Origin of the sequence: Leptolyngbya sp. ST-U4, assembly GCF_039962215.1 — a bacterium.
In the GTDB taxonomy this organism is placed as follows: Bacteria; Cyanobacteriota; Cyanobacteriia; order Elainellales; family Elainellaceae; genus Leptolyngbya_A.
This window is the reverse complement of sequence record NZ_JAMPKZ010000006.1, coordinates 175,678-200,372: the sequence shown is the minus strand read 5'-3', so window position 1 is coordinate 200,372 and position 24,695 is coordinate 175,678. Positions and strand designations below refer to the sequence as shown.

At 51.1% G+C, this 24,695-nt stretch carries 29 protein-coding genes; 15 read left to right on the top strand and 14 right to left on the bottom strand.

Going from position 1 to position 24,695, the window contains the following annotated elements:
- Positions 1 to 37 precede the first annotated feature (37 nt).
- The 8 genes from NDA02_RS12550 to NDA02_RS12515 all read right to left on the bottom strand — a co-directional run bounded on the left by NDA02_RS12550 (position 38) and on the right by NDA02_RS12515 (position 8,019).
- Positions 38 to 1,186, bottom strand: coding sequence for a spermidine/putrescine ABC transporter substrate-binding protein (locus NDA02_RS12550; RefSeq protein ID WP_190790292.1), 1,149 nt, complete (start codon positions 1,184 to 1,186; stop codon positions 38 to 40).
- Positions 1,187 to 1,477: 291 nt separating this feature from the next.
- Positions 1,478 to 1,882 (bottom strand): YkvA family protein, encoded by a 405-nt coding sequence (locus NDA02_RS12545; protein ID WP_190790291.1) that lies wholly within the window; start codon positions 1,880 to 1,882, stop codon positions 1,478 to 1,480.
- A gap of 179 nt (positions 1,883 to 2,061) precedes the next feature.
- Complete coding sequence (locus NDA02_RS12540; RefSeq protein ID WP_190790290.1) at positions 2,062 to 3,324, bottom strand: SufS family cysteine desulfurase; 1,263 nt, start codon at positions 3,322 to 3,324, stop codon at positions 2,062 to 2,064.
- A gap of 53 nt (positions 3,325 to 3,377) precedes the next feature.
- The gene (sufD, locus tag NDA02_RS12535) at positions 3,378 to 4,733 is read right to left on the bottom strand and encodes a Fe-S cluster assembly protein SufD (RefSeq protein WP_190790289.1); all 1,356 of its coding nucleotides are present in this window, start codon (positions 4,731 to 4,733) and stop codon (positions 3,378 to 3,380) included.
- A gap of 3 nt (positions 4,734 to 4,736) precedes the next feature.
- Positions 4,737 to 5,519: a Fe-S cluster assembly ATPase SufC gene (gene sufC, locus NDA02_RS12530; RefSeq protein ID WP_348255043.1), complete on the bottom strand. Its 783-nt coding sequence runs from the start codon at positions 5,517 to 5,519 to the stop codon at positions 4,737 to 4,739.
- Between the two features lie 15 nt (positions 5,520 to 5,534).
- Positions 5,535 to 5,822, bottom strand: a complete 288-nt coding sequence (locus NDA02_RS12525; RefSeq protein ID WP_190792972.1) for a hypothetical protein — start codon at positions 5,820 to 5,822, stop codon at positions 5,535 to 5,537.
- Positions 5,823 to 6,128: 306 nt separating this feature from the next.
- A complete protein-coding gene (gene sufB, locus NDA02_RS12520) occupies positions 6,129 to 7,565 on the bottom strand; it encodes a Fe-S cluster assembly protein SufB (RefSeq protein WP_190792973.1) in 1,437 nt (478 codons plus the stop codon).
- 91 nt (positions 7,566 to 7,656) lie between these two features.
- The gene (locus NDA02_RS12515; RefSeq protein ID WP_190792974.1) at positions 7,657 to 8,019 is read right to left on the bottom strand and encodes a ferredoxin-thioredoxin reductase catalytic domain-containing protein; all 363 of its coding nucleotides are present in this window, start codon (positions 8,017 to 8,019) and stop codon (positions 7,657 to 7,659) included.
- Positions 8,020 to 8,265: 246 nt separating this feature from the next.
- Here NDA02_RS12515 and sufR point away from each other — a divergent pair, with 246 nt between their 5' ends.
- The 3 genes from sufR to NDA02_RS12500 all read left to right on the top strand — a co-directional run bounded on the left by sufR (position 8,266) and on the right by NDA02_RS12500 (position 11,525).
- Positions 8,266 to 8,916, top strand: a complete 651-nt coding sequence (gene sufR, locus NDA02_RS12510) for an iron-sulfur cluster biosynthesis transcriptional regulator SufR (protein ID WP_190792975.1) — start codon at positions 8,266 to 8,268, stop codon at positions 8,914 to 8,916.
- Positions 8,917 to 8,933: 17 nt separating this feature from the next.
- Positions 8,934 to 9,341, top strand: a complete 408-nt coding sequence (locus NDA02_RS12505) for a hypothetical protein (RefSeq protein WP_190792976.1) — start codon at positions 8,934 to 8,936, stop codon at positions 9,339 to 9,341.
- 222 nt (positions 9,342 to 9,563) lie between these two features.
- Complete coding sequence (locus NDA02_RS12500) at positions 9,564 to 11,525, top strand: calcium-binding protein (protein ID WP_190792977.1); 1,962 nt, start codon at positions 9,564 to 9,566, stop codon at positions 11,523 to 11,525.
- Between the two features lie 208 nt (positions 11,526 to 11,733).
- On the opposite strand, the gene NDA02_RS12495 is transcribed toward NDA02_RS12500, so the two are convergent.
- The 5 genes from NDA02_RS12495 to NDA02_RS12475 all read right to left on the bottom strand — a co-directional run bounded on the left by NDA02_RS12495 (position 11,734) and on the right by NDA02_RS12475 (position 15,291).
- Positions 11,734 to 12,252, bottom strand: coding sequence for an NAD(P)H-quinone oxidoreductase subunit J (locus NDA02_RS12495; protein ID WP_190792978.1), 519 nt, complete (start codon positions 12,250 to 12,252; stop codon positions 11,734 to 11,736).
- Positions 12,245 to 12,976, bottom strand: a complete 732-nt coding sequence (locus NDA02_RS12490) for an NADH dehydrogenase subunit K (protein WP_190792979.1) — start codon at positions 12,974 to 12,976, stop codon at positions 12,245 to 12,247. The genes NDA02_RS12495 and NDA02_RS12490 overlap by 8 nt, the downstream gene beginning before the upstream one ends.
- A complete protein-coding gene (ndhC, locus tag NDA02_RS12485) occupies positions 12,967 to 13,329 on the bottom strand; it encodes a photosynthetic/respiratory NAD(P)H-quinone oxidoreductase subunit C (RefSeq protein WP_190792992.1) in 363 nt (120 codons plus the stop codon). The genes NDA02_RS12490 and ndhC overlap by 10 nt, the downstream gene beginning before the upstream one ends.
- 138 nt (positions 13,330 to 13,467) lie before the next feature.
- Complete coding sequence (gene trmD, locus NDA02_RS12480) at positions 13,468 to 14,175, bottom strand: tRNA (guanosine(37)-N1)-methyltransferase TrmD (protein ID WP_190792980.1); 708 nt, start codon at positions 14,173 to 14,175, stop codon at positions 13,468 to 13,470.
- Positions 14,176 to 14,277: 102 nt separating this feature from the next.
- Positions 14,278 to 15,291, bottom strand: coding sequence for an NAD(P)H-dependent glycerol-3-phosphate dehydrogenase (locus NDA02_RS12475; RefSeq protein ID WP_348255041.1), 1,014 nt, complete (start codon positions 15,289 to 15,291; stop codon positions 14,278 to 14,280).
- 236 nt (positions 15,292 to 15,527) lie between these two features.
- On the opposite strand from NDA02_RS12475, the gene NDA02_RS12470 reads away from it, so the two are divergent.
- On the top strand, positions 15,528 to 15,773 hold the full coding sequence (locus NDA02_RS12470) for a hypothetical protein (RefSeq protein ID WP_190792982.1): 246 nt from the start codon (positions 15,528 to 15,530) through the stop codon (positions 15,771 to 15,773).
- Between the two features lie 120 nt (positions 15,774 to 15,893).
- Here the strand turns inward: NDA02_RS12470 and NDA02_RS12465 are convergent, their stop codons facing one another.
- Entirely contained in the window at positions 15,894 to 16,082 is a 189-nt protein-coding gene (locus NDA02_RS12465; RefSeq protein WP_348247043.1) for a hypothetical protein, read from the bottom strand.
- A gap of 160 nt (positions 16,083 to 16,242) precedes the next feature.
- Between NDA02_RS12465 and NDA02_RS12460 the strand changes: the two genes are divergently transcribed.
- The 11 genes from NDA02_RS12460 (at position 16,243) to NDA02_RS12410 (ending at position 24,625) form a co-directional block, all read left to right on the top strand.
- Positions 16,243 to 17,184: an ABC transporter ATP-binding protein gene (locus tag NDA02_RS12460; protein WP_242067436.1), complete on the top strand. Its 942-nt coding sequence runs from the start codon at positions 16,243 to 16,245 to the stop codon at positions 17,182 to 17,184.
- A 93-nt stretch (positions 17,185 to 17,277) separates the two neighbouring features.
- Positions 17,278 to 18,153, top strand: coding sequence for an alpha/beta hydrolase (locus NDA02_RS12455; protein ID WP_190792985.1), 876 nt, complete (start codon positions 17,278 to 17,280; stop codon positions 18,151 to 18,153).
- Between the two features lie 503 nt (positions 18,154 to 18,656).
- Positions 18,657 to 19,340: an FHA domain-containing protein gene (locus NDA02_RS12450; protein WP_190792986.1), complete on the top strand. Its 684-nt coding sequence runs from the start codon at positions 18,657 to 18,659 to the stop codon at positions 19,338 to 19,340.
- 134 nt (positions 19,341 to 19,474) lie between these two features.
- Positions 19,475 to 19,978, top strand: coding sequence for a DNA recombination-mediator protein A (locus tag NDA02_RS12445; RefSeq protein ID WP_348247041.1), 504 nt, complete (start codon positions 19,475 to 19,477; stop codon positions 19,976 to 19,978).
- A gap of 91 nt (positions 19,979 to 20,069) precedes the next feature.
- Positions 20,070 to 20,492, top strand: coding sequence for an MAPEG family protein (locus tag NDA02_RS12440; protein ID WP_190792988.1), 423 nt, complete (start codon positions 20,070 to 20,072; stop codon positions 20,490 to 20,492).
- A gap of 159 nt (positions 20,493 to 20,651) precedes the next feature.
- Positions 20,652 to 21,143: a YajQ family cyclic di-GMP-binding protein gene (locus tag NDA02_RS12435; RefSeq protein WP_190792989.1), complete on the top strand. Its 492-nt coding sequence runs from the start codon at positions 20,652 to 20,654 to the stop codon at positions 21,141 to 21,143.
- Between the two features lie 22 nt (positions 21,144 to 21,165).
- Entirely contained in the window at positions 21,166 to 21,624 is a 459-nt protein-coding gene (locus NDA02_RS12430) for a DUF202 domain-containing protein (protein ID WP_190792990.1), read from the top strand.
- 221 nt (positions 21,625 to 21,845) lie between these two features.
- A complete protein-coding gene (psbV, locus tag NDA02_RS12425; protein ID WP_190792991.1) occupies positions 21,846 to 22,337 on the top strand; it encodes a photosystem II cytochrome c-550 in 492 nt (163 codons plus the stop codon).
- Between the two features lie 143 nt (positions 22,338 to 22,480).
- Positions 22,481 to 23,044, top strand: coding sequence for a photosystem II cytochrome PsbV2 (psbV2, locus tag NDA02_RS12420; RefSeq protein ID WP_348247039.1), 564 nt, complete (start codon positions 22,481 to 22,483; stop codon positions 23,042 to 23,044).
- A gap of 68 nt (positions 23,045 to 23,112) precedes the next feature.
- Positions 23,113 to 23,496, top strand: coding sequence for a plastocyanin (gene petE, locus NDA02_RS12415; RefSeq protein WP_348255039.1), 384 nt, complete (start codon positions 23,113 to 23,115; stop codon positions 23,494 to 23,496).
- Positions 23,497 to 23,899: 403 nt separating this feature from the next.
- Entirely contained in the window at positions 23,900 to 24,625 is a 726-nt protein-coding gene (locus tag NDA02_RS12410; RefSeq protein ID WP_190792032.1) for a rhomboid family intramembrane serine protease, read from the top strand.
- Positions 24,626 to 24,695: the final 70 nt, after the last annotated feature.

Genomic DNA, 24,695 nt, shown 5'->3' with positions numbered 1-24,695 from the left:
CCTTTTTGATATCTAGCCAATCTTGGCACGAAAATCTCTAGGCGCTCTTCAGGTCGTTCCAATATTTGTCGTAGAGGTCGAGTGCCTTTCCAACGGGGGCAATCCCATCAGAAATCGACAGGAGCTGCTGCGTAGGATATCGCTTTGCATCGCTCTTAATCTGTGTGGGAAGCTTATCAAAAGCAATCTTATTGGGGGTAATCACGTTCATTTGCTCAACCCCATAAATTGCATTTTCCGGTTCTAGCACGTAGTTGATCCAGGCGTAGGCAGCATCCAGAGTTGGAGCAGAGGCAGGAATTGCAACCGTATCAGTCCACACAGAAGTGCCGCTGTTGGGAATGACGTATGCCAATTGGGGGTTATCCTTGGGCAGCAGGTTGCCAAAGGTCGAGTAGGTCATGCAGGCAGCCAGATCACCACTGATCAGCTGGTCTTCCCAGCCAAAGGTGCGAAAGGCAGCGATCGACGGCTTCAGTTCCAGCAGTTTCTGGTAAGCGGCTTCGATTTGCTTTGGATTGGTGGCGTTGTAGGAGTAGCCGAGGGATTTGAGCGTCGCGCCCATCGTTTCCCGTACGTCGTCAAGCAGGGTGATTTTTCCTGCCAACGCCTCTTTGTTGTCCCAAAAGAAATTCCAGTCCTGCGGCGGGGTCTTCACAATTTCACTGTTGTAGAGAATCCCCGTTGTGCCCCAGCAATAGGGAATGCTATGCGCGTTGCCCGGATCATAGGGCGGACTCTGCCAGCGATCCATGAGTCCGTTCACCCCCTGAATTTTGCTTGGATCTAGCTTAGTGAGCAAATTCATCTCGATCATTTGCCGCACCATGTAATCAGACGGGTAAATAATGCTGTACTGCGCTCCGCCCCCTGCCTGAATTTTGGCAAGCATTGTTTCGTTTGAGTCATAAACATCGACAACGACTTCAATGCCCGTTTTGTCAGTAAATCGCTTGAAAAAATCAGGATTGCTGTAGTCGCCCCAGGTGTAAATGTAGAGCGTTTTAGCATCTCCCGAACCGCCACTGGCTGCCGGAGCCGCGTCAGAATCAGAGGCAGTTCCTCCGCCCTGGATCGATCGTGCACAGTTTGAAAGGGCGATCGTCGAGAGTGCTGTTGCTGAAAATTGCAAAAACCGCCGCCGGGTTGATCGTCCAACTATCGATCGCGGCTTGTCGCTAGTCATGGAGGTATTCCTATTTGTATTGATGAAAGCAGTGAGATTTTTAAAGTACAAAACTATTGCGGGAAGGATAGTTCATTCAGCACAATTATTGATTTCTCTTAGCAGGAAATAGAGCCAGTGAATTGAGATTCGTTAAAGTTTTTATTTCATAGAAAATGGAGCAGTAAATTGCTCCTGATCTCAAACCTGCCTTAGTTTCAATTTGATTAGTTTCAATTTGAATTGATTTAACCGTTCTTTGGGTAATTTTAGGGATAAAAAAGCATTGAAACCGCAAAACTCTGCTCTCGCTTAGTCGATCGCAATCTCACGAGGCGTATCATCCGCAGTCGGCATCGGTTCTGCTTCGGTTTGCGACTCATTGTCCCTAAACCACTGCTTCACCTGCTGGCGGGCTTGGTTCTTCACGTCTGGCGTAATGCACATTGCCACTGCGCTCAGTGCCGCTGCCAGTGTACCTAAGTCATCTGCATATCCAGAGATGGGCAGAAAATCGGGAATTGCATCAGCAGGCAAAATAAGGTAGGCCAGTGCAGAATAAATCGTCATTTTCGCCCAAAGGGGAGTTTCAGGTCGCTGGGCTGCGTAAAACAGTGTCAACGCTTTTTCAACAACTTCTCGTCCAGCAACGATCGCCGCACCCTTGAGCTTGCTCCAAAAATTCTGCTCCGAATACTGATTGTTTTTGCCTGCCATCTTTCTTTTTTCTAGCAATGATTTTCTCAATTTAACGTGTCAAGTTCTGATTGTGTGAAGCGAATTCAGGCTAGTTTCCAACTGAAGCAGGACAACAGACGCTAAAAAAAACGCCGCCCCTGTGAAGAGACGACGAATGCACCTTGAGGAAATCCAATTTATCAGAATGCTGGGTGAACTTAGCCGAAGATGCTGCCGAAAAAGTCGATCGCCTCTTTCAGCGACTTGATAAAGGCATCTACTTCAGCTTTAGTGTTGTAGAAGTACAGGCTTGCCCGTGCGGTAGACTGTGCGCCAAGGTGACGGTGAAGCGGCTGTGTGCAGTGGTGCCCGGCACGAATTGCAATGCCTGCCTGATCAAGAATGGTAGACAGATCGTGCGGGTGAACCGAACCCGTAGTGAACGAAGCCAGCGCAGCGCGATTATTTGCCTGAGCATTTGGCTTAGGTCCATAGGTTGTTGCTTCGGGGATCTGACCGATCTGCTGCCACAGGTAGGCGGTCAACTCATGCTCGTAGGACGCAATTCTGTCCATGCCGATCGCCGTGAGGTAATCTACGGCTGCACCCAGCCCGATCGCTTCGGCAATGGCAGGCGTACCCGCCTCGAACTTGTGAGGCAGATCGGCATAGGTGGAATGATCGAGAAATACATCGGCAATCATCTCGCCGCCGCCCAGGAAGGGAGGCATCGATCGCAGAATGTCTAGCTTGCCGTAGAGAAAGCCAATTCCGGTCGGAGCACACATCTTATGCCCGGAAGCCACCAGCCAGTCGCAGCCGATGTCCTGCACATCCAGCCTCATGTGGGGCGCACTCTGGCAGGCATCGATCAGCACCTTGGCGCCGTACTGATGTGCCAACGCCACAATCTCCTTCACAGGAGCAATGCTGCCCAATGTGTTCGAGACGTGAACGACGGATACCAACTTGGTCTTGTCCGAAAGCAGTGATTTGTAGTGATCCAGGTCAAACTCCTGCGTCTCGGTCAGCTCTACAAACTTAAGAACCGCACCCGTCCGCTGTGCCAAAAGCTGCCAGGGAATCAAATTGCTGTGGTGCTCCATCACAGTGAGGATAATCTCGTCGCCGCGCTGAAGATTTGCATTGCCCCAGGCATAAGCGACCAGGTTGATCGCTTCGCTCGCATTGCGCGTATAGACAATCTCCTGACGCGAAGCCGCATTCACAAACGCCGCTACCTTGTCCCTTGCCCCCTCGTAAGCATCTGTCGCCCGTGCGCTTAAGGTATGCACACCGCGATGCACGTTGGCATTGTCGTTCTCGTAATAGGATCGCAGCGCATCCAGGACGGCGATCGGCTTCTGAGAGGTTGCCGCATTGTCAAGATAAACTAGAGGCTTGTCGTGAACTTTCTGCGACAGGATAGGAAAGTCCGATCGCACGCTAGCAGCTAGGGTTATCTCTTGTGCAAGGGTCATGGCTGGTTCGGGTAAGGATCTGGTGATAGGAAAAGAAGGAGAGAAAAGATAGATTAGCGAATGCCGCAGGGACGGCTGTGATAGTTTTTCGCAAACGCAATCAGGGATTGCTTGAGGGATTCAACGGGAACCCGATCGATCACTTCGTAGGCAAAGGCATAAACTAACAAACGCTCGGCACTTGCCGCATCAATGCCCCGACTCCGCAGATAGAAAATTTCGTCATCGTCAAGCTGGCTGACCGTCGCGCCGTGGGTACACTTCACATTGTCTGCCACGATCTCTAGCTGAGGTTTGGTATCAACTCGCGCTTTGGAAGAGAGCAATAAATTGCGGTTGAGCTGTCCGGCATCGGTCTGCTGTGCTGCCTGCGGTACGAATACCTTACCGTTAAAGACGGCATGTGCCCGGTCATCGACGATACATTTGTGAAGTTGTCGGGTTGTGCCGTAGGGCTGGGTGAGGGCAATCGTGCTGTGGGTATCGCTGAGCTGCTCGCCGCTGATAAAGGTCAGTCCATTCAAATTCGTCTCGGTTTGCTCGCCCGTCTGGTAAATCTCCAGATGATGCCGCGACAGCTTGCCGCCTAGGTCGATCGCATTACAGGTGTAGCGAGCAGTACGTGCCTGGGAAACAGCAGTCTTGCCGATGTGGAATGCGGCTAAACTTTCCCTCTGAATTCTAGTGTGACTGATCTGCGCGTTCTCTGCCAGGAAGATTTCCGTAACGCTATTGGTGAAGGATTGCTCCTCCCCGATCGACACATACTCTTCCACGATCGTCAACTCGCTATTTGGCTCTGCAATCACCAGGACACGAGGCTGAATGAAGGTAGGCGTACTGCGGGTCGTGGAAACAAAGAGTAAGTGAACGGGAGCGTCGATCGCCTGATTTTTCGCGGCTTTAATCACAGCAGCATCGCTGATCCCTGCCGTATTCAGAGCCGTAAACAGTTCTTCTGATCCAGGCTGCTGTCCCAGATAGTTCTGCAACGATTCACGCTGAGTTTCAGACAGTGCCGACAAATTGGTGACGGTCAATCCATTGGAGGGCAGGATTGTCGAAAGCTCCGGCGCATACATTCCGTTGACAAACACCAGCCGAGTGCTTTCTTCTACCAGCGCAAATTGGGTTACAGCATCGACATTGACGGCGGAACGGCGATCGATCTGCTCAAACCGCAGCTTCACCAGTTCCGACAAATCCGTAAACCGCCACTCTTCGTCCTTTGTCGTCGGGAAGGACTGCTCCTGGATAAGGGCTAAAGCACGAGCGCGCAACGATTGCAGCCAGCCGCCTGAAAGAGATTGCTTTGTCAGTTCAATCAAGTGATTGGCAAAATCGAGGCGCTGCTGAGCCGCATTGCTGACCCCAGTTTGTTCTGGCACAGAAGAGACTTGAATACTCATCGATTAAACTCCTGTTGCCGCTTCTTCCAGCACCCAGTCGTAGCCACGCGCTTCGACTTCCAGCGCCAGATCTTTGCCACCTGTGCGAAGAATTTTGCCGATCGCCATGATATGCACGTAGTCTGGCACGATGTAGTTGAGCAATCGCTGATAGTGGGTGATCACCAGCATTGCGTTATCGGGCTTCGAGAGCTGATTGACCCCATCTGCCACAATTCGCAGTGCGTCCACGTCAAGACCGGAATCGGTTTCATCCAAAACTGCCAGCGTCGGCTCTAGCAGTGCCATTTGCAGAATTTCGTTGCGCTTCTTTTCACCGCCCGAAAAACCTTCGTTGACGCTGCGATTCAAGAAAGCGGCATCCATTTTTACCAGGCTCAGCCTTTCGCGCACCAGTTCATCAAAGTCAAATGCATCCAGTTCTTCGCCGCCTTCGTGTTTGCGCTTGGAGTTGTACGCCACTCTCAGGAAGTCAAGATTACTGACCCCCGGGATTTCGAGCGGATACTGGAACGCCAGAAATAAGCCCGATCGCGCCCTTTCTTCCGCTTCCATTTCCAGCAAATTCTCGCCCTTATAAAGCACCTCGCCGCCCGTCACTTCATAGGCGGGATGTCCAGCCAGAATCTTAGAAAGCGTACTCTTTCCAGAGCCATTCGGACCCATAATCGCGTGGATTTCTCCCGCTCGAATCTCCAGATTCACCCCTTTCAAAATGGGAGTTCCGTCCACTTCTGCGGTCAAATCCCGGACGGTTAAAATGACTTCACTGTTTTCACTGATCACCGATCGATTTCCTCCCTACGTGCCTATTAAAGATGTCCCTGTGTGGGCCAATAAATTTCCAATCCGCTTCATGATTCTGAATACGTCGTACAGCCCCTTCACTCGATTCGAAATGCCAAACTGATCAGCGATCGCATACTTCAGGCGTTCTTCCTGCACAAGCTTGACAAAAGCAAAGGGGCTGCCAGTGGCAATCATGCCAAACAATGGGGTTTTCCGCTGAGGGTTTGCCAGCCGATACGCTAGCAGTTGAGCAAATCCCGCTTCCATCGAAAACGCAACCTTTTTAAACTCGATCGCCATCCCCCAAAAGCCTTCTCGCAGCAGCTGGACATCTAGCTGTTCTCGAATCTTTATTTCCTCAGCTTCAGCACTAATTTCAACCGATTGTTCTGTCCTAAATAGGAAAGGGGGACAGATGAAAATTCGCGAGAAATCGCATCGGACTAAGAATCGAAAGTAGAACAGTTTTTTCGAGCAAAGGCGGAAACTGTCGTAGCTTTCTGTAACCGTCTCACCCTCAGAATCCTTATTTCAAAGTCCCCTACCTTCAAGGGATTTCGGGGACAAGCCAGCACCAGTGATACTAACCAATGCTGGCAACTTGACTTAACCCACGCTGTTCTCCAGCTTCAGTGCCAACAGACGATCAGCTTCCACCGCAAACTCCATCGGCAACTGATTAAACACATCTTTGCAGAAGCCGCTAATCATCATCGAGATCGCGTCCTCCAGGGAAATGCCGCGCTGCCGGAAGTAAAACAACTGGTCTTCCCCAATCTTCGAGGTCGAAGCTTCATGCTCTACCTTAGCAGTGTTGTTCTGCACCTGGATGTAGGGGAAGGTATTCGCACCTGCTCGATCGCCAATTAGCATCGAGTCGCACTGGGAGTAGTTACGTGCCCCTTCTGCTTTCGGGCCAATCTTGACTAAGCCGCGATAGCTGTTCTTGGAATAGCCTGCGGAGATGCCCTTAGAGACGATCGTGCTGCGGGTATTCTTGCCGATATGCACCATCTTCGTGCCCGTATCTGCCTGCTGCTTGTGGTTCGTCAGCGCAACGGAGTAGAACTCTCCCACCGAGTTATCGCCCACCAGCACACAGCTCGGATACTTCCAGGTAATGGCAGAACCCGTCTCTACCTGTGTCCAGGAGATTTTAGAGTTCTTGCCCTGGCACAGACCGCGCTTCGTCACGAAGTTGTAGATACCGCCTTTGCCGTTCTCGTCTCCGGCGTACCAGTTCTGCACTGTGGAATATTTGATTTCGGCATTATCTAGCGCAACCAGTTCAACCACAGCCGCATGAAGCTGATTTGTGTCAAACATGGGAGCAGTGCAGCCTTCTAGATAGCTGACATGGCTGCCTTCTTCAGCGACGATCAGCGTCCGCTCGAACTGACCTGACTCACCGTTGTTGATGCGGAAGTAGGTCGAAAGCTCCATCGGGCAGCGAACACCCTTCGGAATATAGACGAACGAGCCATCGGTAAAGACTGCGGCGTTAAGCGCAGCAAAATAGTTGTCGGCAACCGGAACGACGCTGCCCAGGTACTTCTGCACTAGATCGGGGTAGTCGTGCATTGCCTCGGAAATTGAGCAGAAGATCACGCCCTCTTTGGCAAGCTTCTCGCGGAAGGTGGTGGCGACAGAAACGCTGTCAAAAATCGCGTCTACGGCGACGTTAGAAAGCCGCTTCTGCTCTGAAAGGGGGATACCCAGCTTCTCGAAAGTTTCCAGCAGGATGGGATCGACTTCTTCCAGGCTTTTCTTCTTCTCTTGCTGCTTAGGCGCAGAGTAGTAAATGATACTCTGGTAATCGATCGCCGGATAGCCGACTTCTGCCCAGTTCGGCTCCTTCATTTTGAGCCACTGCCGATACGCCTTGAGGCGAAACTCCAGCATGAACTCCGGCTCATTCTTTTTGGCAGAGATGAGACGAATCACGTCTTCGCTAAGCCCAGGCGGAATCGTGTCGGACTCAATCTCAGTGACGAAGCCGTACTTATAGGGTTGATTAACCAGGGATTGGACGGATGCTGTCATCGGTTGTTCTCTTTCTCTCAGGTTCTCAAGGTGGAGCGGCAATTCAAGATTGAAACTGAAACCGTAGTTCCAGCCGGCTGATTAATGCTGATTAATACTGATCAGTAACTTTGCGAATCTCGTCGATCGAGATCTCCTGCTGCTGTCCGGCGAAATCGTTATCCGGCGTGAGGAACAGCATACAGTGGCATTCTTTGCGTTCACGCATGGGCACACAGGGACAGTTCCAAAAAGCAGCGGCGGCTTCTGCCTCTTTGTCTTCGTAGTGGCGACAGGGACAGAGCGGCGCACCCAGCTCATCTTTGTGTTTGGCTAACCCTTCAATGACCACAGCAGTTACGCCTGGGTCAACACAGAAGTAAGTTCCAGTTCGCTTGGCGTAACTCTCGGAAAAACTCCTCATCAGCTCGAGGTTCTTGTCCGATGCCTGGTTGGGGTTCGCGGTTGTACTCATAGGAAGGGGCGACAGAACAACAGATAGCTTCTATAATTAAAACAACCTCTGAGTTGCTTATCTCTATTGTAAACTACTTTAGCAACGAGAAAGTTGTCAAAGTCAAGCAGGACTTTTTTTACATTTTGTTTCCTTGACATGTTGCTGCCACTCAGGATGTCTTTTGGCAGCTTTGTCTTTGACAATTTGTTTTCGGACAAAAAGTAAATCAGTCCTGACCGATCGCTGAGGATCACGGGGAAACCGATGACAGCCGCGCAGCAACCCTCGACCAAGCAGGATATCCTGCATCATCTATTAAAGCAGGGACAAGCCACTGCTCAAGAATTGGCTGAACATCTTAGCATTAGTCCCCAAGCAATCCGCAAACACCTGAAGGATCTGGAAGATGCAGGACTGATCGAGCATCAGGTAATCCAGGCAGGGATGGGTCGCCCCAACTATCAATATCAGCTCAGCCATAAGGGACGGGATCAGTTGCCCGAGCGCTACGGAGAATTTGCCGTCTCGCTGCTGGATACCCTGGCGGAAACAGTGGGCAAAGAGCAGGTCAGCAAAATTTTGCGGAAACAGTGGGAGCGCAAAGCACTGGAGTATCGCGATCGCGTGGGGCAAGGTTCGCTGCAAGAGCGAGTGGCAAAACTGGTGGAATTGCGGCAGGCAGAAGGCTATATGGCAGAGTGGCACTATGCTCAGCCTGACGAGAAGAATGCTGCTCCCCGCTATGTGATTACCGAGTACAACTGCGCGATTTCTCAAATCGCTGAGTCCTTCCCGAGCGTCTGCGGGCATGAGCTAGAAATGTTTCAGCTTGCGCTGGAGGGTAGCAAAGTCGAGCGAACCCACTGGATCGTCAACGGCGAGCATCGCTGCGGCTATTTAATCCAGGAGAAGTAATTTAAGGAAACGACTTCATGTTTAGTTCCCAGCCAGCCCCGATCGAATTCCTCACCGTCGAAGAAGTCACCGAGGTCGATCGCGCTTTGCTCACTACCCAGGACAAGTTTGTGACGCGGGTGGCACTCTACTCGCTGCGAACGCTGAAGAAAATTACCGAAAGCACAGGACAGTCGGTCGAATCCGTCACGCCTGAACAGATTGAAGACTGGATTGCTCAAGACGACGCGATCCAGGAGGCAGTTGATAGCGACGGCTCGTTTCTCACTTTCTTCTCGCGCATCATGCTATCTTCCCTGAAGCCGCTGCGGCAGATAGCCGCCGAAGCTGGAACGGCGATCGAATCCTTAACCGTTCCCCAGGTGGTGCAGTGGTTTGAGAAAGAGGCAAAGCTTCGCATGAGCCAGGGCAACAATCCTGCTTAGAAATAATTTCACCGTTCCTTTATTCCCCATCGTTTGAACTATAGCCCTCCTTCACCTGAATCGCAGGAGTCGATCGTTAGGATGGTCAAGTAGAGCGGCAAACGGTGTTTTGCTTATCTTCAGAGCTAGAGCTTTGAGGATAGTACTGCTGTTGCAAGTTGCCGTCGGATCGATCAGGATGTACTGCCGCAAGAAGTTGCGAGATGGTATGGGGCAAAAGTAGTGGCTGATTTTTACGGGACACCGGGAGACGACACGCTAGTCGGAACGGCTGAAACAAACAGAATCTTTGGCGAAGCCGGTAACGACAATCTTTCTGGTGCTGATGGGGATGACCAAATTTTCGGCGGACTGGACAACGATCGAATTCAGGGCGATGCGGGCAGGGATGAGCTGTTCGGCGATGCGGGCGATGACACCCTCTCTGGTGGTACAGAAGCCGATGAGCTGTTTGGTGGGGTAGGTAATGATTCGCTGAATGGCGGCGATGGGGATGATTTGCTCTATGGCGAGGTTGGGGACGATTCGCTTTTAGGGGGAGCAGGTAACGACAAGCTGTATGGCGGCAGTGATCAAGGAATCATGGGCGCAGGGGGCAATGATTTTCTCAGCGGCGGCACTGGAGATGATGAGCTGTACGGCGTAGACGGAAACGACACGCTGAACGGGGATGACGGCAATGATTTTCTCAGTGGTGGGTCAGGCGATGACGTGATCACAGGGGGGGCAGGAATCGACACTGCCTTTGGTGGTGAGGGCAATGACAGTATTTCTGGCGGCGATGGTGACGATGAACTGCAAGGCGAAAACGGTAATGATGTGCTTGCTGGCAGTGCAGGAATTGATAAGCTCTATGGCGGCGATGGCAATGATGAACTGAGCGGTGATGCGGGCGCAGACAAGCTCTATGGCGAGAAGGGAAACGATACCTTATCAGCAGGGACGGGCAATGATGAGCTGTACGGCGGCGACGGTCAAGATGTGCTCAATGGCAACGAAGACGACGACTTGCTTTATGGCGATAGCGATAACGACTCGATGTTTGGGCAGTTGGGCAACGATCGCCTGTTGGGTGGCGAGGGCGACGATCGGCTTTCTGGCGATGAAGGAAATGATTTCTTAAACGGCAACTCAGGCAACGATACGCTGGAGGGTGGTTCAGGTAACGATGAACTGTTTGGCAGTGCAGGAGACGACCAGATCCTCGGCGGGGCGGGGCAAGATATGCTGTTTGGTGAGGACGGCAACGATGAGCTGTCTGGGGGAGATGATGGCGACAAGCTGTTCGGCAGCCAGGGCAACGACACGCTCAACGGCGGAAATGGTGATGATGAGCTGTTTGGTGAGTTTGGCAGCGACCTGCTCAACGGGGATGCCGGAAACGACAAGCTGTTTGCAGGTAGTGAAGACGATCGCCTGCTGGGGGGAGAGGGCAACGACGAACTGTTTGGCGAAGGCGGGAACGATCAGCTCGACGGGGGCGCAGGCGACGATCAGCTCTTCGCAGCAGATGGCAATGACCTGCTAAACGCTGGTGCCGGAAACGATCGACTATTCGGCGAACTGGGCGACGATACGCTAAGTGGTGATACAGGCAACGACACAATCTATGCAGGCGAGGGAAACGATTGGCTTAATGGCAACTCTGATAGCGACACGCTTTATGGCGAGGGTAGCAATGATGTGCTGCTGGGAGACATGGGCGATGACCTTCTGTTCGGCGGCTTTGGTGACGATAGCTTAACCGGGGGGCAGGGAGCCGATCGCCTCTCTGGGGATGCGGGCAGCGACATTCTCAATGGCGGTAGGGGCAGAGATTCTTATCTGTTTAATACCGATGCAAAGTTCGATCGGGCAGCTGCAGGAGTGGATCAAATCCAGGGCTTCACGCACCGACAGGACAAAATTGTTCTTGATACCACAACTTTTGCCGCATTGAGCAAAGTGTCCCGTCGCCAGTTTATCCAGAAGGGCTTTGAAGTTGTGAATACCGATCGCCAAGCAGCACGGAGTCGAGCAGCGATCGTTTATAACAGCCGCAGCGATCGACTGTTCTATAACGCAAATCGGGGAGCAGCCGGATTTGGCACAGGCGGACATTTTGCCAGGCTGACCGACGCAAATTCATTAAAGAAGGCTGATCACGGACTATTAACTGCTAGCGATTTCACGCTGATTTCCTGAGTGCTGATTCTAGAGGCACCGAGCCTGATCCCATGTTCAAAGTCCTCCTGAATTAGGGAATTTAGAAGGGCTGCAAAACCTAGAACGCTGATAGAACGCAGGCATACAAGGTAGACAGCCCTGGGAGAGGAATTTAGGGTGAGGGCAGCAATAAAAAAGTGGGCGATTAAACCCACTTGATCGTGTTTGAATCTGATTTGAAGGTAGGTTAGTAAGCGTCTTGCAGCTCGTAAAAGTCTGGCGAAATGTAGTCCTTGCGGAGCGGAAAGCCAACCCAGTCCTCTGGCATCAGCAGTCGCTTCAGGTCGGGGTGTCCTTCATAGACAATGCCGTACATGTCGTAGGTTTCCCGTTCCTGCCAGTCTGCGGCTTTCCAGACCCAGTACACTGAGGGCACGCGCGGATCTTCACGGGGGACGAATACCTTGACCCGAATTTCCTCAGGGCGATCGGCATTGTCGCTCAGCTTAGTCAGGTCGTAGACGCTCACCAACTCGCCGCCCGGTCCAGTATCATAGCCGCACTGACAGCGCAGATAATTGAATCCGTAGGCATACAGCGCGGTGCAAAACGGCAGCAGGAATTCGCGATCGACTCTAACGACTTCAACGCCAGCCCGATCGGGTTCCATTACTTCATGGTCGAATCCGTTTTCGGTCAACCAGCGCGAGATTTTCCCGGCTTCAACGATTTGCGTAGTTTGTTCAGTTTGGTTTTCTTCAGCCACGGCTTACTTCCTCCGGTTGAGTTGCTGCTTCAAGCGCAGTCGGAATTGGCATTCCCATTGCTTCCATCAGTTCCTTAGGCGGAGCCTGACGAGTTTCAGCCTGGAGATATTTTCCGGTGTGGATTTCAGATGCAGGCTTCATTTTATGGGAAACGCTGTAAAAGCGGTGCGTTTGGGCAGCCTGCGTCCGATCGGCGAGTCCTTCATTTGCAATCTTTTTCCGCAATTTGACGATCGCATCAATAATTGCCTCAGGGCGGGGCGGGCAACCCGGAATATAAACATCCACCGGAATCAGCTTGTCAACTCCACGGACGGCAGAAGGTGAATCGGTGCTAAACATTCCACCCGTAATCGTGCAGGCTCCCATTGCGATCACATATTTCGGGTCTGGCATCTGCTCATAGAGGCGCACCAGAGCCGGAGCCATTTTCATCGTGATTGTGCCTGCGGTGATGATCAAATCTGCCTGACGAGGGCTGGAACGCGGCACCAGACCAAAGCGATCGAAGTCGAAGCGGGAACCGATCAGGGCGGCAAATTCAATAAAGCAGCAAGCTGTGCCGTACAGCATAGGCCACAAACTGGAAAGACGTGCCCAGTTGTGCAGATCCTCAACGGTAGTGAGAATGACGTTTTCAGAAAGAGCTTGGGTGACTTCAGACTGTCCCACCGGGTTAAGCAGTTGGGCAGCCGAGTTTTCTGGAGAAGGAATCATGACCATTCGAGGGCTCCTTTGCGCCAGGCATACACGAGAGCAACGACCAGAATTGCAATGAAGATCAGGGCTTCAACAAAGGCGAGGAGTCCGAGCTGACTGAAGGCGACTGCCCAGGGATACAGAAAAACCGTTTCAACATCGAAGATTACGAACACCAGCGCGAACATATAGTAGCGAATGTTGAACTGAATCCAGGCTGCACCGATCGGCTCCATGCCGGATTCGTACGTGGTGCGTCGTTCAACCCCTTTGCGCTTGGGTGCAACGATGTAGGAGGTGCCGATCGCCAGGACGGGTACAAGACCACAGATCAGCAGAAAGCCGAGGAAATATTCGTAGCCGTTGAGGACAAACACGATGATTCTCGCCGCTTTGTTAGGGTAACTCAATTAATGTTACCTGCTTTTTACATTGTAGAAAACGCGGCTAGCGGCGTGGGGCAATCGAAAGCCGTTATGACGTGGATTATGTTTTGTTTAGGGTTTTGTTTCGAACTAGGGATCTGCCCCTTGTTCTTTTTCTGCCTGCCACTTCTCCCAAAGGTCAGGGCGACGATCGCGGGTTCGCTCAATCTGCTGCTGTTTGCGCCACTGGTCGATCGCCTGATGATTTCCCGACAGCAGAACCTCAGGAACTTTCCAGCCGCGAAACTCTGCCGGACGGGTGTATTGCGGATAATCGAGCAGCCCAGCTTCAAAGCTTTCCAGCTTCAGCGATTCTTCTTTGCCTACCGTTCCCGGCAGTAGGCGAATCACGCCATTGAGTAAAGTGAGGGCAGGAATCTCGCCGCAAGTCAGCACAAAATCACCCAGCGACACTTCCCGCGTCACCAGATGCAGCACTCGCTCATCCACGCCTTCGTAATGTCCGCAGACGAACACGAGCTGATCACAGTTCGCGGCAAACGACTGAAACATCTTCTGATTCATCGTTTTGCCTTGAGGCGTCAGCAAAATCACCTCTCGTCGGGGCAGCACGGGCAAAGACTCGATCGCCGCAAAAATTGGCTCTGGCTTCATCAGCATTCCCACGCCCCCACCGTAGGGTTCATCATCGACCTTATGGTGCTTATCGGTCGTAAAGTCGCGCGGATTCGTTAAATGCACAGACGCAATTTGCTTCGCCAATGCCTTACCCAATAAGCCAGAGCAAAGCGGCGAAGCAAAAAAATCAGGAAAGAGAGTAATGATATCGAAGCGCACAGGGACGATCGAATGAACTGCCTTAAAAAGTGTAGCTTGAGCGACGAGCGGCGAACCGACTCAAAATTTAACTCATAGCTAAACAGTTAAATTGTTAAACAGTTAGATTGTGCCCTGAATATTGACTGTCTCCGATTTTAAATCGCGTTCCATCAGCGCAACGATCGCCTCTTGGGGTGTAATCTTGCCGTTCAGCAGCAAATACACTTGATAAGACACGGGAACAGCAATTCGTTCGCGATCGGCTAGATCTATCAACACGTTCGCCGTATTCACTCCTTCAGCAGTGCTGTGGATTTCATCCAGAATGTTCGCCAGCGATTTACCCTGCGCCAGCCCATAGCCCACGCGATAGTTGCGGCTCAGCGCACTCGTACAGGTTGCCAGCAAGTCGCCCAATCCAGATAAACCAAAAAATGTTTCTGGTTTCGCTCCCAGATGCACGCCCACCCGGATTAGCTCTGCCAGTGCCCGCGTAATCAGTGCCGATCGCGCATTTGTGCCCAGCTTCAAACCGTCGCAAACCCCAGCCGCGATCGCAATGACATTTTTTAGCGTGCCACCCAGTTCAGTCCCTAGCGGATCATCATTGGTGTACACCCGAAAACGATCAGACGAAAAGATAATCTGCACCTGCTGCGCCGCCGATGCATTCTCGCTAGCAACCACTGTTGCGGCAGGCAATCCCTGTTGGATCTCTTCAGACAGATTGGGACCGGAAAGCACGACGATCGAATGATCTGGAAAAGCGGTTTGCCAGAGCTGAGAAGCAGTTTGCCGGGTTGCGGGATCCAAGCCTTTTGTCGCACTCACCAGGACTGCATCGGAAGGCAGGGTAAGAGACTTTAAACGAGCGATCGTCTCTGGAATTCCCTTCATCGAAACTGCGGAGATGATTACCTTTGCCTCTGAGACGGCTTCTGGCAAGCTGAGTTTTCCCTGGCGCGACCAGAGCTGAACCGGATACCCTTTTTGAGCCACCAGCGTTGATAGCGCCCTGCCCCAAACTCCCGCGCCCAGGATAGTGACCTTGACGGTGGAACGGATGCCCTCAGAACTTGAATCTAAGCCAGGGGCGACAACAGAAATGGCAGAAGAAGCAGCTTCATGCTCCATATGAAGTCATTGAAAAATTTACTGAAGTCTCTAAAGAAATGTCTGAAGGTTGGCACTCCATCGCCCTTTGCATCCTACCAGTCTCTTTCCCGAATTCCATCGGATGTCTGACAAAAGAATGGACAAAACGATAAGCCAACCCGAGTAAAGATATAAAACATTCCACAATCCGCCGCTAAAATTTTGTAGCATTGAATACAGAAGTTTTATTGCATGGTTGAATCGGGGGCAATTTTATGAATCCCAATCTGGAATGTGCGATCGCTGAAATTCCCCTTTCTCTCTATCATCAGCCTAATTTCCCCACAGATTTTGCGCCTTCAACCTGGGTGCGGCTGACGAAATCCTTGAGTCTGTTTAGCCACGATGAGGCAATGCTGCTTTGTCAGGCTTCAGCTGAGGAGTGGGTTGCCTGGGTTCCTGACTTTGGCGAAGTGGTACTGCATTTGAGCGAGTTTTATCTGCCCTCAGACTGCAATTAAGTCGGTAGACAAAATTAGAGCATGCGTGAGTGCTGTGGTTGGTTATTCGTCCCTGGCATCGGCTGCTTGTAGTGGACTGTTTATAGTCGGCTGCTTGGAAACGATGGGCTAATCGGCTACTTACAAAGGACGAACAGGAAATGACAAAAATGACAAATAACAGTCTGGAGTTAGCAGCGCAGACATATCCAGCGGAGCCGGAACCATCTCGCCACGAAAATCGAGGAACTGCACCAGCAACAAATAGGCAATGCTGATCATTAGAGCAATTACGCCCGTAATAATGGCAACAAGCTTCGATCGATCCATACTGCCCTCACTGGATTCTCAATATTTCTTGACCTGGGTATGCTCTAGACTGACATAAAAGCGGGCAAAATAGGGGCAACCTCAGGAGAGATGCCGCAATAATCCCATGTCTGTTGTTTTTGAATCGACTGTTCAACCTACTGAATCTGCATTCAGCGAGATGGATCGTTCTGCTGTTGTCGAAACGATCGCCCTCAGAAAGGTTTATCGCACCGGGTTCTGGCTGAATCAAAAGGTGGTGACGCTGCAAGACTGTTCGCTACAGGTCTTTCGGGGCGAAACCTTTGGGCTGCTGGGGCAAAACGGCGCGGGCAAAACCACGCTGCTAAAAACGCTGCTGGGCATTATTCGTCCGACTTCGGGCACGGGGCAACTGCTGGGCAAACCGCTGGGCGATCGATCCGCCAAGCAGCGCGTTGGCTATTTGCCGGAAAACGCTTACTTTTATGACTATCTAACCGGATGGGAATTTCTGGAATATGCGGCGGGTCTGTTTCGCATTCCTAAATCCGTGCAGCGTCAGCGCATTCCACAACTGCTCGATCTAGTGGGCTTGGCGCAGTCCTCAGCGCGAAAAAAACAGTTGCGCCATTATTCCAAGGGAATGTTGCAGCGGGTCGGGATGGCGCAGGCGTTAATTAATGATCCAGAAGTGGTGTTTCTGGATGAGCCAATGTCAGGACTCGATCCGCTGGGACGCTATCAGATTCGTGAAATTATTCTTTCTCTCAAGTCGCAGGGAAAAACCATCTTCTTTAACAGTCATATTCTCTCGGATGTGGAGAAAATTTGCGATCGAGTTGCGATTCTGGCACGAGGGGAACTGCTCTGTATCGGTTCACTTCAGGAGCTGCTCGGAAACGCCGATCTATACCAGGTTCGGGTGCGCGACGGCAATCCAGAAATTCTGCGGCAGTGGTTGCCCGATGTCGAACTGGTCGAAGGCAATTGGCTGGGACACCTACGCGGCGACCCACAGGATTTTTTGGCGAGCCTGAAGCTGATGCAGGCAGATCTGATCAGCATGAATCTGGCGCGTCCTTCGCTGGAAGAATTCTTTGTGCAGCAGCTTCGCAAACGCGGAATTTACACCAGTCAGTAGAAATCGGGATGTATCTGTAGACACAAATTTTTCGTGCTAGCGTATCTATAGATACCAATTACATACCAATTCTTCAGGTCAAATTCTCCTCCTATGACTGCGATCGAATCAGGATGGCAGCACGCTTTTGTCGAGACTAATAATATTCGCCTTCACTGTGTGACGCAGGGCGAAGGAGATCTGGTAATTCTGCTGCACGGGTTTCCAGAGTTCTGGTATTCCTGGCGGCATCAGATTCCGGCACTGGCAAAACACTTTAAGGTTGTCGTGCCTGATCTGCGCGGCTGCAATGACTCTGATAAGCCAGCGACCGGATACGATCTCGATACGCTGACGGCTGATATTCGTGGCTTGATTGAAAACCTTGGCTATCGCAGTGCTCATGTGGTCGGACATAGCTGGGGCGGCACGATCGCCTGGCATTTTGCCCATCGCTTTCCCAATTTGACGCAACGACTAGCGGTACTCAATGCACCTCATCCCCAGCGGTTTGTGCAGGAATTGGTTGGCAATGCCGATCAAATTCGCCGAAGCTGGTATCTGCTGGCACTGCAAATTCCCACGCTGCCCGAATGGTTTATTCGCTCTAATCTGAAGTCGATTGTCAAAAACCTGTTTCAGGGTCAGGCGGTGCGTAAGAGCGCGTTTACCAGCCAGGATACCGATCTCTACCAGGCTGCGCTGGAAAAACCCGGTGCGCTGACAGCCGTTTTGAATCACTATCGTCACCTGTTTTCGCCGCAAACCTGGTGGAATCAATGGAGCCATGCCCCAACCCCGATTTCTGCTCCAACCCTGATTTTGTGGGGTGAAGATGATTTCCTGTTTAGTGAAAAGCTGACCGAAGGCATTGAACGGCTGGTGACGGCTCCAATCAAGCTTAAGTTTCTCTCGCACTGTGGGCACTGGATTCAGCAGGAAGCCCCACAAACCGTAAACCGCGAACTGCTCGATTTTCTTCAGGAATGATTAACCCCTTCGGGGAACTGTGAAGCAACCGCTCCAGCTTCAGCAAGCTTGCCAGGATAAGGCGTTTGCCGGAAAGAATAAGGCTTGAGCGGTTCAGGCAGATTGGTGCAGCTTGCTCGCCCTGCGCCTGGATTTCTTCATAAATTCGTTACTATTATTAACGTCCAGTAATTTCGCGGTTCTGAATCGATCGCTGAAACTCCTAATCTAGAAAAATGGGTAATCTAAGGCAATGGGTGAATATCATCTGCTGCAATCTATCAGGTTTCAAGCTTTGCAGCACTTCTCACTGGAGTCAGTTTTTACTAGAGTTAAGTGAAGGCTGTCAGTGTGCTGCAATTGTGCTGAATCTAGTATTTTGCTGATCCGCGATTTGTCTTCGTCTGTTCCTTAAGGCAAAGCGACCAATCCGCAAATCGGCATTCTGTTTAGCTGCTGATTCTCTTAATTCGCAAAATCTCTGGCTTTTTTCCATTCTATTCATTCATATTACCTGTCACGCTATGGTCAGCTCACATCAATGGATGTCCTATAGCTCCGAGTTTATGGACACTTATGAGGATAGTGATTTACAGCAAAAGTTAGGGCTGTATCAGGTGTTTTGCAGGCTGTATGAATACCGCCGAGAACTGCTAGACGATATTCTTAGTCTTGAAACGAGCAGAGCTTTGGGAAGTGTAAAGCTGCCCTACGTTCAAGGAGTAGTGCTGGGTCAGCCGCATCTTGTGACCAATCTTCTGGGCAAAACCCAAGCCCTGCTTCAGCCCGAACATCAGTGGCGAATTGGTCGGAGTCCCCAGCAGTCGGCAATTCCAATTGCTGATCGGCAGCTTTCTCGTGCTCATGCGGCGATCGAGTATGTGGCGCAGAAGGGCTTTTACTTGACCGATCTAGGCAGCAGAAATGGAACATTTGTCAACGGTGAACCAATTCGTCAGCCTGTTCTTCTCAATGATGGCGATCGGGTCCGTTTAGGCAGTATTAGCTTTATCTTTTTTCTGTGTGCGTCTGCTGAAGTTCTCACGTCTGATATCTCTTCATCACAACAGCCTGCTTCGATCGCCCACAGCGCGTTTTCGGTTACAAATTCGACGCCGCCGGTAAGGGCAGTTCAAGCTGAATCGGAGTGTTCGCCAAGCAGTAATCCACTGGAGGAAACTTTTACTTTTAGGCGATCGTCGGGCTAACCAAAAAGCAAACCTGGCTGATTCAGGAGGCTGATCTAAGCCTGTGGCTTTTGACTGGGTTTCTGTAGTTGTCCTAATTTTGAAAATTACTGACACCTGCTAGAATATCGAGGTTGTTTGTCAAGATACGTCTTTTGAGTCAATCTATCGATATTCCTAAAGTTGATGAATTCTTGCAGGAGCTAGCTGCGATTCAGCAAACTGGCTCAAAGCGGATTGCATTACTCGGCTCTCGCCACGTTCCGATTACCCATCAAAACCTGATTGAGTTAATGAGCTATGCTCTGGTGCTATCAGGGAATCATCTCCTCACCTCAGGGGCAACAGGAACAAACTCTGCTGCAATTCGGGGGGCAATGCGAGCCGACCCTAATCTGCTAACGGTTATTCTGCCGCAGAGCCTAGATAAGCAGCCGCGTGAATCGCGAGAACAGCTAGAGCAGGTGATTCATCTCGTCGCGAACCCTGTTAACGATCATCTCCCGCTTGGCGAGGCGAGTGCGATTTGTAATCAGGAAATTATTTCGCGCTGTCAGCAGTTAATTTGCTTTGCGTTTCACGACAGTCATACACTGCTAAAAACGTGCAGCGATGCGGAAGAACAGCGCAAACTGGTGACGCTTTTCTATTTTGACTAAGCCGCTTTGAGTGAAAGCAGTTCTGGTGAAAGTAGAACGAAGTCTCACTTCCCTCACTATAGAAAAAATAACTATCCTTTGATTCGAGCTTATGCCTGTGCTGCAAGCCCTGCCTGTGCGATATACGCTTTTGCTTTGCATTGCGATCACCGCTGTCCTCATCTATGTGCCGTTTTTGGTGGTTGCCTATGGGCGAGTGCAGGCAGGTTTCGATATGGCAAATCCGCGTGCCTTGTTTGATAAGCTGCCGAACTATGCGAAACGGGCGACTTGGGCACATGAGAATTCGTTTGAGTCATTTATGCTGTTTGCGGCGGGGGCACTGATGGCAGTCGTGACTCAGGTAGAATCGGTCTGGGCAACCGGGGCCGCAATCAGCTATGTGGTGGCTCGATCGCTCTACTCGCCGTTTTACATTTTAAATGTGCCGATTCTGCGATCGCTGATGTTTGGCGTCGGAACGCTGGCAATCGCAACGCTGATGGGGCTGAGCTTGCAGCAGGCTGCGCCTTAGGGCTGAGTTGGCAGAGCGATCGGTAGACTCAGCAAATTTATGAATTAGACTTAAGTTTTGGAATGGCTCGACCAAATCTCTGCTAAGCCAAAATTCGGCAAGAAGTCGTTGCCTAAATTATTTTGCTCAGATTGTGGTTTTTTATTGTTCTTTTGACTCATGGCTTCTACGTATTCCTTTGATGTAGTAAGTGATTTCGATCGCCAGGAACTCGTGAACGCGGTCGATCAAACCAAACGAGAAATCGATACTCGCTACGACTTAAAAGACACGAAAACGACGCTAGAGCTGGGTGCAGAGTCGATCGTGGTGAATACCGACAGCGACTTTACCCTGCAAGCCGTTCACACGATTCTGCATACGAAAGCAGCGAAGCGGAATTTGTCGCTGAAAATTTTTGACTACGGCAAGGTGGAATCTGCTGGAGGAAACCGGGTGAAGCAGGAAATCAAACTGCGGAAAGGCATTAGCTCTGAGCTGACCAAGCAGATTTCTAAGCTGATTCGAGATGAGTTTAAGAAAGTGCAGCCGTCGATTCAGGGCGATGCGGTGCGAGTCACCGCCAAAGCAAAAGACGATCTGCAAGAAGTAATTCAGCGGCTTAAGCAGGAAGATTATCCGGTAGCGCTACAGTTCACGAACTATCGCTAATCTGTCCTAATAGTAGGAATTTGTGAGTCAACCATTCCGCGTCGATCGTCAGCGTGAGCATCAGGCAAACGAGCGTACTTTTCTTGCCTGGGTTCGGACTTCGATCGCCTTGATTAGTTTTGGATTAGCGATCGCCCGCTTTGGGCTATTCTTGCGCGAGCTTCACGAGGGCGTAACTCAAACTACACTGCCGCGTAATCCCATTAGCTCCCAAACGATTGGACTAGTGCTGGTGCTGGCAGGCATGGTGATGATTGTGCTGGCAGCATGGAGCTATAACCGGACATTTCGCCAGATCGAGCGGGGTAACTATCAGCCCAATCGCTGGATTATCTGGATTACAACCCTGGTGATGCTGCTCATTGGCGGACTAAGCTTGCCCTTTGTGCTGTGGCAGCCCCCTGCAAGCGGAGGAGCCGGACAGGAATCTAAAACATCCTACGGAGTGCGATCGAAAAGCAACTCTATTTTTCGGAGGTAAATCTTCCAGCAGCAGATGGATGAAAGTCTATCGTCATCAGTCTTTGGGAAAGCGTCAAACAGTGGCATGATATTGAATGAGCTAGCTCAATCCTGATCGGTCGGCGCAGAGCAAGCGTTAGGGTTTGTGGCTTCCCGTGTATGGACTTGAAGCAGATTGAGTCTCGCTGTGTTGAACTTTTATCAAACCCGATAACGAAGGACGCACTCTTAAGGAGAACCATGTTTAAAAGATACATCTGGGTTGTTGCAGTGACGGTCTTCCTGGCTTTTCAACTGTTTGTCGGAGGCGCAACTGCGGCTGAACTGGATAAAGCAACCCGTACCATTTCCCTAAATGACCAGGGCGATACAAAGACCCTGAGCCTGGAGCAAGTCTCTGAAGGCAAGCGGTTGTTTAACTATGCCTGTGGTCAGTGCCATGTGGGTGGCGTAACCAAGACTGACCCCAACGTTGGACTTGACCCAGAATCCCTTGCGCTGGCGAATCCTCGTCGGGACAATCTAGAGGCACTGGTGGACTATATGCACAACCCCACGACCTACGATGGGCAGTCTGACATCTCTGAGATTCACCCCAGCACGAAGAGCACGGACATCTTTCCAAAGATGCGAAATCTGACCGAAGATGACCTGGTTGCGATCGCTGGACATATTCTGCTTCAGCCAAAAGTAGTTGGCGAGAAGTGGGGCGGCGGCAAAATCTATTACTAAACTGTTTTTTTAAGCACTCTCTGAATGAGAGGAGTTTTGGGGTCGGGCATTGCCTGCCCCTTGTTTTTTGGATTTTTGCCAGTGCGTTGCGCTGCACTTTATTAAAGAAAAGGGTTGAGGGCTAATTCCCAGGAGGACGTTCCGTGTTTTGTCAGGTTTTTGGTCGAGTGGCTCAAATCAGGCGAATTCTTCGCGGTTGGCAAACTTGCCTGAGTGCGTTTGGCATGACGATCGCTTTACTCCACATCGTATTTGCCATCGTATTCGCTGCTTTCCTGGGTTCTCCACCGGCAGAAGCGGCAGGAATTGATGCCTATGTGCTGCGCTATCTGGATGCCAAAGAACCGATCGCCCTCCCTAATAATGCTGAGGGAAATCGCCGCGAGTTTTCGGCAGAGCAGTTGTCAGCGGGCAAGCGTTTTTTTGAGGAGAACTGCAAAAACTGTCATGTGGGCGGTGCAACTTTGCCTGACCCGACCGTGCCGCTGACGCTGGAGGCGCTGAAGGGAGCAATGCCACCACGGGACAACATTGAGAGTCTGGTTGCTTTTCTGCGGCAGCCGATGACTTATGACGGCAGTGAGGAAAGCCTGTATTGTCGCGAGGTTCCAGAGTCGTGGCTTTCGACCAAGCAGACCGAGGATTTAGCAGCATTTTTGCTTCGAGCGGCTCAAAAAGCTCCAGGCTGGGGCAATTTATCGTTATGAACGGTGATCTTTCAAGATAAAATTTGAGTGATAAGACTGAGTTCAACTTAAACCTCCAGAGGTTACTCATGAAACTGTTTTCCTTTGTTTCGCGGAGTTTAAGTCTCACCCTTTGTTCGATCGTGTTGGTTGTTTGCACGTTTCTGCTGGCTGTCTCGCCTGCTTCTGCTGAAACCTACACGGTCAAAATGGGTGCTGACAATGGAATGCTGGCATTTCAGCCTTCTACCCTGACCATCAAAGCGGGTGACACCGTGAAATGGCAGAATAACAAGTTGCCTCCGCATAACGTGGTGTTTGAAGATAAGGCACAGGCGGCTAAGTCGCACGACCAGCTCATGTTCTCTCCGGGCGAATCCTATGAAGTCACCTTTGACGAGCCCGGAACCTACAAATACTATTGCGCTCCTCACCGGGGTGCAGGTATGGCTGGCACGGTCGTGGTTGAGTAAATAGCTGCCAGATTGAGTGATGCCCCTTGTTTGGGCTGCTTTATCTGCATTTTCTGCTTGATACTCTCCGATCGGCTTATCGTTTGGTTCTTTGCTCTCTGAGTTTAGAAATCTAGACACCTGCGAAGACAAGGAATTTGGCTGCTACTGTCGGGGCATCTGTCTCACATCAGCTAGGTTCCTTGTCTTGTATTTTTTGGCTTTATTTTGATCTCTGTCGCCCGTTAAAGCTCATTATTGAAGCTTATTTATTTGAGAAATTTAAAGCTCATGCTTAGGATTCGCGGTAAGGAGAAGCCAGGAATTTCCTTTGGTGAAACCTATCGTGAGTCAGACGCAGGGGAGCGATCGATCGCGGTATGCTCTGCTTGCACAAAATATATCCTTACTAAGAGCAACTGCTGTGGTTCCCCTTCGTGATGAAAATCCGGTTCGCGTTACCCCATACGTGACCTATGGGCTGATTGCCCTCAATATTTTGATCTTTCTATACGAAATTAGTTTACCTGGACCTGTGTTGGAGGGCTTTTTCCGCACTTGGGCAGTGGTTCCGGTTCAGTTTTCGGCAGCGTTGCAGGGCAACCCCCAGATTTCGCTGCTGCAAGAGATTACGACCCTGTTTAGCTCCCAGTTTTTGCACGCGGGACTGCTGCATGTCGGCGGTAATATGCTTTACCTCTGGGTGTTTGGCAACAACGTCGAAGACCAGATGGGGCATACGCGGTTCCTGATCTTTTACTTGCTGTGTGGGGCACTGGCCGCTTTAGCGCAGTGGTATTTCTCAGCCGGATCGGATGTGCCGTCGCTGGGGGCAAGTGGGGCGATCGCCGGAGTCATGGGCGCCTATATTTTGCGGTTCCCGCAGGTGCGAATTCTGACGCTGGTGCCGATTTTCCTGTTTATTACCACCTTCCGCATTCCGGCAATTCTGTTCCTGGGTTTTTGGTTTGTGCAGCAGGCTCTTTATGGCGTAGCAAGTCTGGACGCTCCATCAATGGTCGGCATGCAAGGGGGCGGCGTGGCGTACTGGGCACACGCGGGCGGTTTTGTGTTTGGCGCAGTTTTGGGTCCGGTTTTTGGACTGTTTTCTAGACCTGCGGCTCCTGGAGTCAATACGCCGAATGTTTAGGGTTGAAGAGTAACAAAGCTTCTACATTGCTTCCTAAATCCCCAGATCCTGGGGGACTTTGAAACCAGTT

What these genes read in the sequence shown, in the direction of transcription:
- NDA02_RS12505 (WP_190792976.1), top strand. Translation starts at nt 8,934, where the DNA reads ATGTTTAGTTCCCAGCCAGCCCCGATCGAATTCCTCACCGTCGAAGAA.
- sufD (WP_190790289.1), bottom strand. Translation starts at nt 4,733, where the DNA reads ATGAGTATTCAAGTCTCTTCTGTGCCAGAACAAACTGGGGTCAGCAAT.
- sufB (WP_190792973.1), bottom strand. Translation starts at nt 7,565, where the DNA reads ATGACAGCATCCGTCCAATCCCTGGTTAATCAACCCTATAAGTACGGC.
- NDA02_RS12540 (WP_190790290.1), bottom strand. Translation starts at nt 3,324, where the DNA reads ATGACCCTTGCACAAGAGATAACCCTAGCTGCTAGCGTGCGATCGGAC.
- NDA02_RS12465 (WP_348247043.1), bottom strand. Translation starts at nt 16,082, where the DNA reads ATGGATCGATCGAAGCTTGTTGCCATTATTACGGGCGTAATTGCTCTA.
- psbV (WP_190792991.1), top strand. Translation starts at nt 21,846, where the DNA reads ATGTTTAAAAGATACATCTGGGTTGTTGCAGTGACGGTCTTCCTGGCT.
- NDA02_RS12515 (WP_190792974.1), bottom strand. Translation starts at nt 8,019, where the DNA reads ATGAGTACAACCGCGAACCCCAACCAGGCATCGGACAAGAACCTCGAG.
- NDA02_RS12460 (WP_242067436.1), top strand. Translation starts at nt 16,243, where the DNA reads ATGGATCGTTCTGCTGTTGTCGAAACGATCGCCCTCAGAAAGGTTTAT.
- NDA02_RS12470 (WP_190792982.1), top strand. Translation starts at nt 15,528, where the DNA reads ATGAATCCCAATCTGGAATGTGCGATCGCTGAAATTCCCCTTTCTCTC.
- NDA02_RS12440 (WP_190792988.1), top strand. Translation starts at nt 20,070, where the DNA reads ATGCCTGTGCTGCAAGCCCTGCCTGTGCGATATACGCTTTTGCTTTGC.
- petE (WP_348255039.1), top strand. Translation starts at nt 23,113, where the DNA reads ATGAAACTGTTTTCCTTTGTTTCGCGGAGTTTAAGTCTCACCCTTTGT.
- NDA02_RS12550 (WP_190790292.1), bottom strand. Translation starts at nt 1,186, where the DNA reads ATGACTAGCGACAAGCCGCGATCGATAGTTGGACGATCAACCCGGCGG.
- NDA02_RS12490 (WP_190792979.1), bottom strand. Translation starts at nt 12,976, where the DNA reads ATGGTCATGATTCCTTCTCCAGAAAACTCGGCTGCCCAACTGCTTAAC.
- NDA02_RS12450 (WP_190792986.1), top strand. Translation starts at nt 18,657, where the DNA reads ATGGTCAGCTCACATCAATGGATGTCCTATAGCTCCGAGTTTATGGAC.
- NDA02_RS12545 (WP_190790291.1), bottom strand. Translation starts at nt 1,882, where the DNA reads ATGGCAGGCAAAAACAATCAGTATTCGGAGCAGAATTTTTGGAGCAAG.
- NDA02_RS12525 (WP_190792972.1), bottom strand. Translation starts at nt 5,822, where the DNA reads ATGGCGATCGAGTTTAAAAAGGTTGCGTTTTCGATGGAAGCGGGATTT.
- NDA02_RS12435 (WP_190792989.1), top strand. Translation starts at nt 20,652, where the DNA reads ATGGCTTCTACGTATTCCTTTGATGTAGTAAGTGATTTCGATCGCCAG.
- NDA02_RS12475 (WP_348255041.1), bottom strand. Translation starts at nt 15,291, where the DNA reads ATGGAGCATGAAGCTGCTTCTTCTGCCATTTCTGTTGTCGCCCCTGGC.
- NDA02_RS12455 (WP_190792985.1), top strand. Translation starts at nt 17,278, where the DNA reads ATGACTGCGATCGAATCAGGATGGCAGCACGCTTTTGTCGAGACTAAT.
- sufR (WP_190792975.1), top strand. Translation starts at nt 8,266, where the DNA reads ATGACAGCCGCGCAGCAACCCTCGACCAAGCAGGATATCCTGCATCAT.